Origin of the sequence: Campylobacter sp. CNRCH_2013_0671h, assembly GCF_025773055.1 — a bacterium.
Lineage (GTDB): Bacteria > Campylobacterota > Campylobacteria > Campylobacterales > Campylobacteraceae > Campylobacter_D > Campylobacter_D lari_D.
Window position 1 is genome coordinate 15,471 of the sequence record NZ_JAKMTG010000010.1, and the last position, 14,460, is coordinate 29,930.

A 14,460-nucleotide genomic window follows, 5' to 3' on the forward strand; every position below is an offset into this window, starting at 1 on the left:
TTATACTTTTTTATCTTATATAATATTTAACAAGGTTTAAAAATGAAAAGAAATTTTTTTGAGGAATTAGAAAAAATTTTATATCACAAAGATATTTTTAAAAAGATTGAATTATTTAATGAATTTTATGAAAATTTTAAAGCTAATTTATATGATTTTAATCATTCACATGAAGCGATCATTTATGAAAACTCACAAGTTAAAATCCTTCATCCTATGAAAATAAAGCGTCCAAAAGAAGCAAATAGCACTTTATCTTTAGCTAAAATATTACATTCAGTTGCACATATAGAATATAGTGCTATAAATTTGGCCTTAGATGCTAGTTATAGATTTAAAAATTTGCCATTGAAATTTTATCAAGATTGGCTTGAGGTAGCTGATGAGGAAATTAAGCATTTTTTACTTTTAGAAAAAACTTTAAATGAACTTGGTTTTAAATATGGAGATTTTCATGCTCATGATAATCTTGAAAAAGCCTTATTTTTAACCAAAGATAATCTTGCTCATAGAATGGGCATAGTGCATAGAGGACTTGAAGCAAAAGGACTTGATGCCAATCCTTTTGTCTTAGAAAAATTAAACACAACTAATCATCCTATAAAAAGTTTATTTGGTGAAATTTTTACCATTATATTAAATGATGAGATTAAACATGTAAATAAAGGAGATTTTTGGTGGAATTATGCAAAAAATGAAAATGATGATTACCTTGATCTTTGCGCCAAATATAAAGAATTTAATCTTTTAGGAAAAGTATATAATAAAACAGCTAGAATACAAGCAGGATTTAGTGAAAATGAACTTCAAAAATTAGATGATTTTTATAATAGAAAATGAAGATGGTGGTTAGAGGCAGAATCGAACTGCCGACACGCAGATTTTCAGTCTGCTGCTCTACCGACTGAGCTATCCAACCACTGAATTGAAGTTGTAATTATACAATAGTTTTTTTAAAAAAAGTTGAAATTTGCATAAAAATGCAAATCATTCAGCAAAAGCTCCAAATTTAAAGATTTTTTGCATTCTTAATGCAGCTAATTCGCGTTTATCGTATTGTTCTAACTCTTCTATAGCCTTTAAGACATAATCACTTAAATTTTTTATCGCGTTTTCTTTATCTCTATGAGCTCCACTCATTGGCTCTTCGATGACATCATCTATTAAACCTTGGGTTTTTAAATCATCAGCAGTTACTTTCATCGCCTTAGTAGCAGCTTCACTTTTTGATGGATCATTCCATAAAATAGCAGCACAACCCTCAGGTGAAATCACAGAAAAAACTGAATTTTTCATCATAGCAAGTTTATCAGCTACTCCTATAGCTAAAGCACCACCACTTCCACCTTCGCCTATAACTACTGCTATAGTGATTGTTTTAAGGGCGCTTAACTCATATAAATTTCTAGCTATAGCCTCACTTTGACCACGCTCTTCAGCACCCACTCCTGGGTAAGCACCTGGAGTATCCACTAAAAACAATACCGGTATGTCAAATTTTTCAGCCATTTTTGCCACTCTTAGAGCTTTTCTATAACCTTCAGGATGAGGCATACCAAAATTTCTATGAAGCTTATCTTTAGTACCTCTACCTTTTTGCTCACCTATAACAATAATTTTTTTCCCACCTATATAACCTGCATAACACACAATAGCAGGATCATCTCTAAAAGCACGATCGCCATGAATTTCATAAGCGTCACTTAGTATAGCTTGAATATAATCAAGCGCATAAGGACGATCAGGATGTCTTGCAAGCTGTAAGCGTTGGTAATCGCTTAAATTTTTATAAACTTTTTGAGTTTCTTTTTCAAGGTTTTTTTCTAAAATTTTTACTGCTTCATCATCGCCTTTGATTTTAGCATTTGCTAAATCCTCATCAATTTGCTGAATATTTTTTTCAAAATCTAAATAAGAAGCCATATTAATCTACTTTTTTGAAGATCACACAACCATTTGTTCCACCAAAACCAAAAGAATTGCTCATTACTACATTAACTTCGTTTTTTCTTGCAGTATTTGGTATATAGTCAAGATCACAATTTTCATCTGCTACGATTTGATTGATAGTTGGCGGTAATACACCTTGATCAAGCACCATTAAAGAAATAACAGCTTCAATAGCACCAGCAGCACCCAAACAATGGCCTGTTTGACCTTTTGTAGAACTAACTAAAGGAATTTGATCTTTGAAAAGTTCTTTAATAGCTGCTGTTTCATTTTTATCATTTACTGGAGTAGAAGTTCCGTGTGCATTAATATAATCTACTTTTGGATTTCCTGCCATTTTTAAGGCTTTTTTCATAGCACGCAATGGCCCTTCTAAAGTAGGTGAAGTGATATGATGTGCATCTGCACTTTCGCCAAAACCTACCAACTCAGCATAAATTTTAGCTCCACGCTTTTTAGCAGCCTCATACTCTTCAAACACTAAAGCACCAGCACCCTCACCCATTACAAAACCATCTCTTTCTTTATCAAATGGTCTTGAAGCCTTAGCTGGATCATCATTTCTAGTAGAAAGAGCTTTCATAGCAGCAAAGCCACCTATACCTACAGCACAAATAGCTGCTTCAGCACCTACTACAAGCATTTTATCTGCATTGCCTAAAGCTATGCTTTTATATGCTTCGCCTATAGCATGAGTTCCTGCTGCACAAGCAGTCACGCATGAGATATTTGGTCCTTGTAATCCATGCTCGATTGATACAATCCCACCAAGCATATTAACCAAAGCTGATGGTATGAAAAAAGGAGTTATTTTGCGTGGTCCACGCTGTGCGCAAGTAACGGAATTTTTTTCTATATTTGGTAAACCACCTATACCAGCTGCTGAAACTACACCAAATTCTTCTTTGTTTAAAGTTTCATCAAATTTAGCATCTTCCATAGCTTCTCTTGCTGCTTTAATACCAAGTTGTATAAAACGATCTATTTTTTTAACCTCTTTAGCATCACAGACACTTAAAGGATCAAAATTTTTTACTTCAGCAGCAATTTGCACTGGAAAATCAGTGGTATCAAAAAGAGTGATTTTATCAACGCCACTTTTACCATCACAAATTGCTTTAAATGAGCTATCTTTGTCTAAACCAAGGGCATTGATCATTCCTATACCTGTTACTACAACGCGTTTCAAACCGCACTCCTTATTAAAAATTAAAATTATTTTTGAAGATTTTCTATATAATTAACAACATCTTCGATTTTTACTAGTTTTTCAGCATCACTGTCTGGAATTTCTACATCAAATTTTTCTTCTAAAGCCATAACTAATTCAACAACATCTAAAGAATCTGCACCTAAATCTTCAATGATTTTAGATTCCATTTTAACTGCATCTTCATCAACACTAAGTTGCTCAACAACTACTTTTTTTACATCATCAAAAATTGCCATTTTTATCTCCTAGTTTAAAAAATTAAACAACATTTTACAATAAAAAAATAAATTTCTTGTTTAAAAAGTTAAAAATTAAAGATTATTACGAAAAATTTAATTATCTGTGTTTAAATAAAAGCTTAAATTTTAGCAAAGGAAATTTATGCTTTTAGATAAACTTATAAAAGAAAATAAAAAAACTTGGGATCAATACATCTATCATGAATTTGTAAAAAAACTTCAAAATGGCACTTTAGAAAAAGATACATTTTTGTTTTATCTTAAACAAGATTATATCTTTTTAAATAATTATGCAAAATGCTATGCTTTGCTTGCTTTAAATGCAAATAATGCTCAAGAAATTCAATTTGCTATTAAAAATCAAAACTACACTTTAGAAGGAGAATTAGAGCTTCATAGAAGTATTTTAAAGCTAGGTATTGATGTAGAAAAACTAGACTATAAAGATGAAAGTTTAACCAATATTGCTTATACAAGGTACTTACTAAGTGTGGGACAAAATGGAGATTATTTAGATATGCTATGTGCTTTGAGTGCTTGTGCTATAGGCTATGCATATATAGGAGAAGAAATTTATAAAGGACTTGATAAACAAAGCTTAGAAAATCATCCTTACAAAGAGTGGATTTTAACCTATGCGGGAAAAGAATTTCAAGATGAAATTAAAGAATTTAAAGATTTTTTTAATTCTTATGCAAATAGCATTAGCGAAGAAAAATTTAAAAAATTAAACGAAATTTTTTATACTACTATAAGACTTGAAACGGCCTTTTGGCAACACTCTTTAGAGCAAAAAATGGAAATTTAATCATCATAAAGATGATTAAATTATCAATTTAGCAATATTAATCCCAAAAAAAGCGATCAAATACGCACATAAAGATGTGAATATAAAAAGATACCATACATACTTTTTATTTCCTGCTTCTTTAGCAAAAACTATAGTTGCTGCAAAACAAGGATTATAAATCATAACAAAAAGTATAAAAGCTACTGCTGTGCTAAAAGGGATGTTTTCTTTTATAGCCTCTTGTAAATTTAAACTTGTCTCATCAACTTCATCGCCTAAAGAATAAAGCACGCCCATAGTAGAAATCATCACTTCTTTAGCCGCTAAACCACTTACCAAAGATACACTAAGTTTCCAATCAAAGCCAAGTGGTGCAAAAATAGGCTCTATTGCTTTGCCAAATTGTCCAAGATAACTATTTTCTATCTGAAGCTCTTGAGTTAAAGCATCTTGAGTATTATTTTCTTGTGCAGGAAAATTACTCGCAAACCAAATAAGTAAAGAAGCTATCAAAATAAATGTTCCTGCTTTTTTTAAATACATTTTGGCTTTGTTAAACACCATAAACCATACCAAATTCCAATTTGGCATTCTATATTTTGGCATTTCCATTACAAAGGGTTCATCTTGTCCTTTAAAAGCACTCATTCTTAAAATTTTAGCTGCAATCAAACCCAAAAACGCACCCAAAAGATAAATCCCAAAAAGATAATTTCCTGCCACATCAGCAGGAAAAAACACTCCAACAAAAAGCACATATACAGGAAGCCTTGCACCACAACTCATAAAATTAATAATAAAAAGAGTTAATAATCTATCTTTTTTATTTTTTAAAGTTCTTGTAGCCATAAATGCAGGTACTGAGCAACCAAAACCCGTGATTAAAGGGATGAAACTTTTACCATGCAAGCCAAATTTATATAAAATTCCATCTAATAAAAATGCAACCCTAGCCATATATCCAGTTGTTTCAAGCAAGGCTATACCAAAAAATAAAATCATAATATTTGGTAAAAAAGTTATAACTGCACCAACCCCACCTAAAACACCATCAGCTAAGGCTGAAGCGATAAATTCATTGCTAATATTATTTTTTACCATATCACCTAAATTAGCAAAAAACATTTCTATATAATCCATAGGGATTTGACCTAAAGTAAAGGTTAGTTGAAATAAAGCCCACATAAAAAACAAAAATATAGGAATTCCTAAAAATTTATTAATTAAAATAGAATCTATTTCTTTGGTATGATTTTTATACTTAACACTCTTGCTTAAAACCTTAACACATATACCATTTGCAAAAGCAATTAGCTCTTCTTTAAAAATACTTTCCATATCTTTGCTATGATATGCCATATAAATTTTTTCTAAAGCTTCATCAAGTATTTTTCTCAAAGCGTGCGAAATGACTATATTGGCTTCATTTTTAAGTAAAGCAAGTGCCAAATCTTTTGTAGAAAAATCTAAATAAGTAATTTCATTTTGATTTAAAAATTCACTTATTTTTGCAAGTTCTTCTTCTATGATATCGCTATAAACACGCTCTTTAGCTTCAAATTTAGCTTCATGGGTTGAAATGATTAAATCCAAAAGTGCATTTAGATTTTCTTTAGTTTTAGCGCACACGCCAAGACAAGGTGTATTTAGAAGTTGGGATAAAATTTTAAAATCTATACTAAAACCTTCATTTTTAGCTTCATCTTGCATATTTAAAGCCATAATCATTTTGATTTTAGCTTCTATTAAAGATGCACTCAAAATCAAATTACGCTCTAAATTTGTAGAATCAAGCACATTTACTACAAGATCAAATTTACCCTTTTTTAAAAAATCTTTTGTAATTTTTTCTTCTTCGCTATAACCATCTAATGCATAAGTTCCTGGTAAATCTATAAATTTAAACTCATAATTTTTATAAATTAATCTAGCCTCAGCCTTTTCAACCGTAACACCGCTAAAATTTCCAACTTTCATATTAGCTTTACAAAGTGCGTTAATTAATAAACTTTTACCAACATTTGGCTGACCTACTAAAGCAACGATGATTTCTTTCATTAAAACTCTTTTGAAATTTGTATTATTTTTGCTTCACTTGAGCGTAAAATCACGCAAGTTGTATCAAGTTCTACCATAATAGTAGAATTTGCTATAGAAGAGCGAATTTTTTTAACTTTTTTGTTTTTTGCAAAACCAAAACTAAAAAGTCTTGCTTGGAGTTGTTTATCTGCTTCAAAGCCTACTATAAAGGCTTCTTCATTGTCTTTTAATGTATCTAAAGTCATGTTTTTCCTTACAAAAACTAAGATAAGACATTATATAAAAAATTCAATTATTTATTTTTTAAAATAATAAGCAATCTCAAAAAATGAGATTGCTAGAAATCAAAATCATTTAGATTTTCTAAATTTTGAAGCTTTTTGACTAATTCCTCAGCCTTTTCTAAAGAAAGTGCTATGCTAGCATTAGAAAGAAATTTATCTTTTAATTCATCAAAACTTAAAGGATTATCAAAATTTCCTTTATTTATAAACACATCTTTTTTAATTACTCTTCCATCATTTAAAACAGCTTCTAAATGTCCTGGAAAGTATTTAGGGAAACCGCTAGATTTTTTCTTCTCATAGCTAATTTTTTTAGCAAATTCTATTAGTTCAGCTCTATTTAAATTTTCATAAGATTTTAAAGTAATTTTGCCATCAAAAAACGCTAAAGCCATTAAAAAAGGCATGGAAAATTTGGCCGCATAAGCACTTTGTGGAGTGTATTTTGCTTCTATTGGATCACAAATAAATGAAATTGGCACTTCATCTACAAAGCAATGCAAACTTTTGATATCTTGTGCTTTTAAGCCATCATTTCTTAAACTCATAGCACAATCAATAAGCCCATGTGCAAAATGACAACTTGGATAAGGTTTTAACGAAACTTGCATTACTTGCCAAATTTCATTCAAACCCTTACAAAGTTCATTTTTATCACATTTATCTTCTAAGCCAAAAGTTCTAAAGATATTATCCCTTCCTTCAAATATACTCAAAGGACCACTCATATTAGCTTTTGCGAAATTTGCTACCAAAATTCCATTTTTCAAAGCATTAGCTATGTGTAAAACTTTAGAATTAGAACCATTAGATAAAAACTCATTTACCCCACTTGCAAAACTTCCTGCTAAACCTAATGCATTGATGATTTGATCTTTGTTTAAATCAAGTAAAACACAACTTGCAGCCACACTACCAAAAATTCCTGCTATAGCTGTAGTATGAAAGCCACATTTGTGGAAACTTCCTTTACTTGCTATACCCACTCTAGCAGCAATTTCCCAACCAACAATAAAGGCTTTTAAGACTTTCTTTCCATCCTTACTTACACTAAATCCATAAGTTAAACAAAGCGGGGTTAAAATAGCACTAGCGTGCAAAATAGCTTCAGTATGAGTATCATCAAAATCAAGGGCATGCGCTGCAATAGCATTTACCATCGCAGCATAAATTACATCAAGCTTTTTATCCCCACTCCAAATTTTTTCACTAGGATTTACGCTTAAAGCTTCAAAAGCCTTAGTTGCATTTAAAACACAAGCTTCATTTTTAGCAGCTAGGGCTGTTCCTAGTGCATCAAGCATAAGCTCTTTTGCTCTTTGTTTTACTTCACTAGGAATAGCTTCATAATCTAAATTTACGATAAATTCGGCTAGTTTTTCACTTAAATACATTTTTTCCTACTTTAGAATTTGTGCATTAGCGATTTTTTCTAAGAACTCATCAACTAATTTTGGTGCATAACCTACATAAGTTGTAGCATCCATTAAAACATCAATGTCTTTTTCACTTAAAACCTTACTTACACGCTCATCTTCAAGTAAAACAACTTTAAAAGTTTTATGATTTTCTATGCCTCTCATAGCATTTTCATAAACAATTTCATGTGCATGTTGCTTACCATAATGATCACTCAAAGCAAACATCACGCGTTCTGCCAATACAAAGCCATTAAGCGTATCAAGATTTTTTAACATTTTGTCTTTTTTAACTTCTAAATCATCAAAGACAAATTTCATATTTGCTAATACTACTGAAAGCATTAAAAATGCTTCTGGCAAAAGCTTCCATTCCATTTTCCAAACTTGACCATCTCTTTCATGCTCATGTCTTTCTATATCGCTTAAAATTGCAATATTAGCTCTTAGGGCATTACTCACAGTCACTGCGTTTTCACTTACTGCGGGATTTCTTTTATGAGGCATAGTAGAGCTTCCCACTTGACCTTTTCCAAAAGGCTCAGCAATTTCATCGATTTCATTATGAGCTAAAATTAAAAGTTGATGTGCTATTTTGTTAAAGGTTGCGTTGATATTACCTAAAACATAACCAAGCTCAATAAAACGATCTCTTGCTGGTTGCCATGAGATGTCAGGAACTTCTAAACCTAAGCTTTCTAAAGTAAGTTTTTCTACTTCATTAGCCTTGTCACTTAAGCTTGCTTTAGTTCCCACTGCACCTACGATTAATCCTACATATAATCTTTTTTCAAGTTCGATAATTCTTTCATAGTGACGATTAAGCTCACTTAGCCAAATTGCAACTTTGTGTCCAAAAGTTATAGGTAAAGCTTGTAAAGCTAAGGTTCTTCCCATCATTGCAGTGTTCTTATGCTCTTTTGCGATTTTTGCTAAATTTTTAGCTATATCTTTTAAATCTTGTTTGATTAAAGCCATAGCTTCTTTAAATTGCAAAACTATGCCTGTGTCAATGATATCTTGTGTTGTTACACCAAAATGCACATATTCGCCAAGACCATTTTCGCAAGCTTTTTCCAAACCTCTAACAGTAGGCACTAAAGGGTGTTTAGTCTTTTTAAACTCAGCAAAAATAAAATCCATATCCATAAATTTATAATGCGCTTTTTTAGCTATTTCTGTAGCTGCCTCATTAGGGATAATGCCAAGTTTTGCTTGAGCTTTTGCCAAAGCAGCTTCTACATCAAGCCATTTTTGAATTCTATTTTCTTCACTAAAAATAGCTCTCATTGCAGGGGTGCTCCAAGAATCTTGAAGCAACCTCATATCAAATACACTCACACCCATGTTTTATCCTTTAAAATTTATTTTTTCAAATGCTTGTTTTAAATCAGCAATCAAATCCTTACTATCTTCAAGACCTATATGAAATCTTACAAAAGAACCTCTAGTACTCCAATCTGTTGCCGTTCTTGGCGGAGTAGTAACAGTAGCTAAACTCTCATATCCACCCCAACTTGCACCGATTGAAAAATACTCTAAATTATCTACAAACAAAATAGCTTGTTCTTTAGAAATGCCATCTGCAAATTCAATCGTTACCATACCATTAGCACCTTTATGATCGCGCATAAAAACTTCATGGTTTGGATGAGTTTTTAATTTTGGATAAAAAATTGTTTTAACTTCTTTTCTACTTTGTAAAAACTCTACTACCTCATCTGCACTTTTTTCATGAGCTTTCATTCTTACATCTAAAGTTCTCATACCACGAAGTACTAAATAAGCATCATCAGGACTTGTAGTAAATCCTAAAGCTTCTGGTAATTTGTCAAAATTTTTCCATTCTTTTTCATTAATTACTACTATACCCATAGTAACATCTGAATGCCCACTTAAGTACTTAGTCGCTGCAATAACTGAAATATCCACGCCAAGCTCAAGCGGATTTAAAAAATACCCACTTGAATAAGTATTATCAATCGCTACTGGTATGTTATGTTTGTGTGCAATTTCACAAAGTTTTGGCAAATCTATGATTTCATAAAGTATAGAACCTGGACTTTCACAAAGGATTAATTTTGTGTTTGGTTTGATTTTTTCTTCTACATCAGAAGCATCAGCTTTTAAAAAGTCAATTTCTACACCCATTTTAGTTAAAAATAAATCACAAATTGTTCTAACAGGTCCATAAATAGCATCAGTGATTAAAAAATGAGCATCTTTGCTAGCATAATTTAAAAGCACCATAGCTAATGCTGCAAGTCCTGTTGGGAAAAGTTGCGCTCTATGGCCTCCTTCAAGCGCACAAATTAGTTTTTCAAGTTCAAAATTTGTAGCTGTTCCTCTAGCACCATAGCTTAAAACACGATCTGTTTTTCTTAGCTCGCGGTATTTTTGCCAAGTTGCATGATCTTTAAAAAGTATAGTTGATGCACGCATTAAGGTTGGATTAACTGATCTTACTTCAGCATTTTGATCGCCTCTTCCTAGGTGGATTAATTTAGTTTTGTTGTTCATTTTGTACTCCTTTTTTACAAATAAACATAAGTCATAATCACATTAACAATAGCAGCTACAAGCATAGGAATAGCTGTTCTTTTTACAACTTGCAATGGATTTACTTTAGCCATAGCTGAAATTGCCAAAATAGCTGGTGCAATAGGTGAAACACATCTACCAAAACCTGTCATGATTTGGATAGGTGCTATCATAGTTATAGTTTCAACTCCAAAAGATTTTGCTATATTTGGAATGAGTGGTGCAAAAGAAAAAAATGCTGCATTTCCTGAACCCATTAAAAATGCACACACAGCAAGTAAAATAGAAACTGCTATGATGATAGCAAGCACTCCAAAACCTGCATCTTTTGCAAAGTCTATTAAAGTATCTACAAAACCAACCGATAAAAGGCCACTTGCAAAAACTTGGCCACAAACGATCAAAGAAACTGTGATTACAAACAAATGCCCCATACCTTTGAAAAATACCATGATAGAATTTAAAGTATCAATTAAACTTTTATAACGAATGATTTCAAAAATAATTGCTATAAAAGTTGAAATCATCATAGCAACTGGCACATTCATCCTAATTGCAGTAGATGAAGCTGCCTTAACTTCTTCCATGGTAGTAAATCCCATTAACACCATTATGCTATCTAAAACACTACTAAAGCCCAAAATTAACACTAAAGGTATAATAGGTAAAATCGCATAAATTCTAGGTGGTTTTTTAAGCTCTTCACTTTTGCCATCATGTTCTACTAATTCTTTTTCAACATCATCACGGTTAAATGTGAAATTTTCTTTTTTATCAAAATATTTTGAGCAAAAATAAATCGCAATACCCACTGCTATGATAATAGGCACAGTTGTAGGAAGCTGATAATGCACAAAATATACCGCAGGATCAATTTCAGCTGTTTTTGCAGCTAAAATTACATTACCACTTCCTGGGCCATGGTCAATGTATTGACAAATAGCAATAATCGAAAGCGCAGAAAGCTTAGAAACACCTGAACGCACTAAAATAGGGTACATTGTAACCATAAGCAAAAGTGCTAAACCTGCATGTGAAGGTATAAAAAGCACTAAAAACTGGATCACAAAATATGAAACCAACAATAAAACATAAGGTGATTTCACAGCTTTTAAAGGTCTTTCAAATACTTTAAATAAAGCATAACTTGCACCTACATGATCCATATAAGCAGAAAATCCTGCTATACACATTAAAGTAAGTCCAAGACCTGCTAGAGTACTTGACATTTTAGTATTTACTACTTGAAAAATATCAAAAAGACCTAAATGTAAAGATTGTTTTTCATTAATAATTGGAGAAAGTCCAAAAATTCCTGCTAAAGCTAACAAGAATAAACCACTTAAAAGCAACGCCATGTGGGCGTTGATTTTTTTATAGAGCATAAAAACAAGTAAAAATACAGAACATCCTGCAAAAAATAAACCCAACATGCTCTATCCTTTATGAGCAATAACCTCTATCTCCACTTTTGCTCCTTTAGGAAGATCTTTTACCGCAAAAGCACTTCTTGCAGGATATGGAGCTGCGAAAAATTCAGAATAAACCTCATTGAAAGCCAAAAAATCATCAATATTTGCCAAAAAGCAAGTCGTTTTAACTACATTATTAAAATAAAGATTATTTTCTTCTAATATAGCCTTGATATTTAACAATGATTGTCTTGTTTGTTCTTTTACATCTTCACTTTCTATATTTCCACTTTGTGGATTAATAGGAAGTTGTCCTGAAATAAATAACAAACCATTAGCTTCTCTATAAGCTGAATATGGTCCTATAGCCTTTGGATAATTTGCCATGTATACTCCTTGTGTTTAAATGAAATCATAATATAATATTATCATCATAATAATAAATTGTCAATATTTTTTTATCATAATAATAATTTTTTTTATTGTTGTAAATATTAACAACTTTGATGAAAATATTTTGTAAAATAACAAAAAACAACAAAAAGGTCTAGATCATGGATGAACAACAAAAAGAATTATTTATCAAACTCACTCAATTTTTAGGGCAAGTTCTTGGAGATCAGTATGAAATAGTTTTTCATGTGATTTCACCTGAGGGTTCATATATAGCAGCCATTGCAAATAATCATATTAGCGGAAGGACAATCAATTCTCCATTAACCTCTTTTGCGAGTGAGCTTGTACAAGAAAAAGAGTATTTAAATAAAGATTTTTTATATGATTACAAAGCAAAGGTTGGAAAGTCTAAGATCGTTACCGGATCAACCTTTTTTATAAAAAACCAAAATAAAATTGTAGGAATTTTATGTATAAATCACGACACCACAGAACTTAGAAATGCTATTAGTAAAATCATAGAACTAGAAAAAATTAATGATTTTAGTGATTTATTAGATATTCACAATCAAAACAACGTAAATTTACACAATGTGAGTAATATAGAAACACTTAGTCATTCTATAGAAGATATTCTAGCTGAAAACATAGACTTAAAATATTTAAATTCAGGATATAGCTTAAGCACTGAACAAAAAGATGAGATTATTAAAAAGCTTCATTCAAAGGGAATTTTTAATATAAAAGGAAGTATACCTATAGTTGCTAAGTCACTTAATATATCAGAACCTAGCGTCTATAGATATTTGCAAAAATTTAAAAATAGCCTTTAATAGCTAAAAAACTATTTGCGATATAAAATAAGCACTCGCAACAGCACCAATGATTAAAGCAAAACCTGGTCTTAAATAAGAGTGATTGATCACAAATTTTCCTATTTTTGTTGTGCCTGTTCTATCAAAAGCCGCACAAGCTATTTGATTAGCTCCTGGAACTATAAAATCTCCACTCACGCAAGGATAAAGCACGATAAGAATTTGAGGAGGAATTCCCAAACTCACACCCAAAGGCATCAAAGCAGCTACTGTTGCAGCTGGAGAAAAAATCACCATAGAAAAGGCAAATAAAGCTACGCCAAATAAATACGGATAATCTTCTACAATATGTGATAAAGAATCACTAAATAAAGGCTTGTAAGCTTCAAAAAATGTCCCTGTCATCCAAGCTATACCAAAAACCCCTACAACGCCTATAAGTCCTGATTTAAATACAGAAGCTTCACCAAGTTTATTAGCAGGAACTTTAGCAAAAAGCATAATTAAACAAGCTGTTGCAAGCATGATCATTTGAATTAAATTTGGGGTAGAAAGTCTTTCTATTTTACCATTTGCAAGCTCATAGTGAGGTAACAAATTTGTAAAAGTCCCAAAGAAAATAATGGTTAAAATCCCCAAAGCAAATATTAATAAAGCTCTTTTTACTTTAGGATCTGTTTCTTGTTTATCTTCTTGTTTATCTTGAGTTAAAAACTGATATTCCCCTGCTCTTACTCTTCTTTGAAATTCCTCATCTTGCTCAAGCTCTTTTCCTCTTTTAAAAACGCTCAAACAAGCACATATAACACCAATTAAAAATGCTGGCATTACCACAGCTAATATTTGAACAAGTCCTACACCACTAATGGCTAAAATGGCTACCATACCTGCAGTGGCTGCACTCATAGGAGAAGCTACCACTGCAATACCTGCTGCTATAACTGAAACTGAAAGTGGTCTTTCAGGACGAATTTTAGCTTGAGCAGCTACTTCAGCAATCACTGGATAAATAGAAAAAGCCACATAAGTAGTACCACAAAATATTGTAAATGTGGATGTGATTAATGGGCCCATAAAAACAATAGCTTGAGGTTTTTTCTTTAATGCTTTTTCAGCTATTTTTACTAGCAAATCAAGCCCGCCTGCGCTTTGCAAAACACTCACGCAAGTAATCACAGCAAGTATAATAAACACAACACTCACAGGAAGTGAAGCTGGTTGCATACCAAAAACTAACACCAAAATACACATACCAAGCCCACCTGCAACCCCAAGTCCTATACCACCATATCTACCACCTATGGCTATCATAGAAAAAATAATAAAAAGTTGAAGTATAAAAATAATATCCATCTAATCTTC

14 protein-coding genes and 1 tRNA gene are annotated in these 14,460 nt (G+C 31.7%); 3 read left to right on the forward strand and 12 right to left on the reverse strand.

Annotated features, from left to right (window positions below):
- Positions 1–42: 42 nt before the first annotated feature.
- Positions 43–840: a ferritin-like domain-containing protein gene (locus L8X97_RS06995; protein ID WP_263662941.1), complete on the forward strand. Its 798-nt coding sequence runs from the start codon at positions 43–45 to the stop codon at positions 838–840.
- 3 nt (positions 841–843) lie between these two features.
- Here the strand turns inward: L8X97_RS06995 and L8X97_RS07000 are convergent.
- The 4 genes from L8X97_RS07000 to acpP all read right to left on the reverse strand — a co-directional run bounded on the left by L8X97_RS07000 (position 844) and on the right by acpP (position 3,399).
- Positions 844–919, reverse strand: a tRNA-Phe gene (locus L8X97_RS07000).
- Between the two features lie 68 nt (positions 920–987).
- Entirely contained in the window at positions 988–1,923 is a 936-nt protein-coding gene (locus L8X97_RS07005) for an acetyl-CoA carboxylase carboxyltransferase subunit alpha (RefSeq protein WP_173787871.1), read from the reverse strand.
- Position 1,924: 1 nt separating this feature from the next.
- Positions 1,925–3,139, reverse strand: coding sequence for a beta-ketoacyl-ACP synthase II (locus tag L8X97_RS07010; RefSeq protein WP_263662943.1), 1,215 nt, complete (start codon positions 3,137–3,139; stop codon positions 1,925–1,927).
- Between the two features lie 26 nt (positions 3,140–3,165).
- Positions 3,166–3,399 (reverse strand): acyl carrier protein, encoded by a 234-nt coding sequence (gene acpP / locus L8X97_RS07015; RefSeq protein WP_039617517.1) that lies wholly within the window; start codon positions 3,397–3,399, stop codon positions 3,166–3,168.
- A gap of 145 nt (positions 3,400–3,544) precedes the next feature.
- Here acpP and tenA point away from each other — a divergent pair, with 145 nt between their 5' ends.
- Complete coding sequence (gene tenA / locus L8X97_RS07020; RefSeq protein WP_263659416.1) at positions 3,545–4,210, forward strand: thiaminase II; 666 nt, start codon at positions 3,545–3,547, stop codon at positions 4,208–4,210.
- A 15-nt stretch (positions 4,211–4,225) separates the two neighbouring features.
- Here the strand turns inward: tenA and feoB are convergent, their stop codons facing one another.
- From feoB to L8X97_RS07055, 7 genes are all read right to left on the reverse strand, one after another.
- A complete protein-coding gene (feoB, locus tag L8X97_RS07025) occupies positions 4,226–6,250 on the reverse strand; it encodes a ferrous iron transport protein B (protein ID WP_263659417.1) in 2,025 nt (674 codons plus the stop codon).
- Positions 6,250–6,477, reverse strand: a complete 228-nt coding sequence (locus L8X97_RS07030; RefSeq protein WP_039627920.1) for a FeoA family protein — start codon at positions 6,475–6,477, stop codon at positions 6,250–6,252. The genes feoB and L8X97_RS07030 overlap by 1 nt, the downstream gene beginning before the upstream one ends.
- Before the next feature lie 92 nt (positions 6,478–6,569).
- Positions 6,570–7,910: an MmgE/PrpD family protein gene (locus tag L8X97_RS07035; protein WP_263659418.1), complete on the reverse strand. Its 1,341-nt coding sequence runs from the start codon at positions 7,908–7,910 to the stop codon at positions 6,570–6,572.
- A gap of 6 nt (positions 7,911–7,916) precedes the next feature.
- Positions 7,917–9,281 (reverse strand): adenylosuccinate lyase, encoded by a 1,365-nt coding sequence (gene purB / locus L8X97_RS07040; RefSeq protein WP_173787881.1) that lies wholly within the window; start codon positions 9,279–9,281, stop codon positions 7,917–7,919.
- A gap of 3 nt (positions 9,282–9,284) precedes the next feature.
- Positions 9,285–10,454: a trans-sulfuration enzyme family protein gene (locus L8X97_RS07045; RefSeq protein WP_263662944.1), complete on the reverse strand. Its 1,170-nt coding sequence runs from the start codon at positions 10,452–10,454 to the stop codon at positions 9,285–9,287.
- Between the two features lie 14 nt (positions 10,455–10,468).
- Positions 10,469–11,908 carry a C4-dicarboxylate transporter DcuC gene (dcuC, locus tag L8X97_RS07050; protein ID WP_263662945.1) on the reverse strand — a complete coding sequence of 480 codons (1,440 nt, stop codon included), beginning with the start codon at positions 11,906–11,908 and terminating at the stop codon, positions 10,469–10,471.
- Positions 11,909–11,911: 3 nt separating this feature from the next.
- Positions 11,912–12,274 (reverse strand): Rid family detoxifying hydrolase, encoded by a 363-nt coding sequence (locus L8X97_RS07055; protein WP_044598311.1) that lies wholly within the window; start codon positions 12,272–12,274, stop codon positions 11,912–11,914.
- 167 nt (positions 12,275–12,441) lie between these two features.
- On the opposite strand from L8X97_RS07055, the gene L8X97_RS07060 reads away from it, so the two are divergent.
- The gene (locus L8X97_RS07060) at positions 12,442–13,116 is read left to right on the forward strand and encodes a transcriptional regulator (protein ID WP_263662946.1); all 675 of its coding nucleotides are present in this window, start codon (positions 12,442–12,444) and stop codon (positions 13,114–13,116) included.
- A 3-nt stretch (positions 13,117–13,119) separates the two neighbouring features.
- On the opposite strand, the gene L8X97_RS07065 is transcribed toward L8X97_RS07060, so the two are convergent.
- Complete coding sequence (locus L8X97_RS07065) at positions 13,120–14,451, reverse strand: anaerobic C4-dicarboxylate transporter family protein (RefSeq protein WP_263662947.1); 1,332 nt, start codon at positions 14,449–14,451, stop codon at positions 13,120–13,122.
- Positions 14,452–14,460 lie beyond the last annotated feature (9 nt).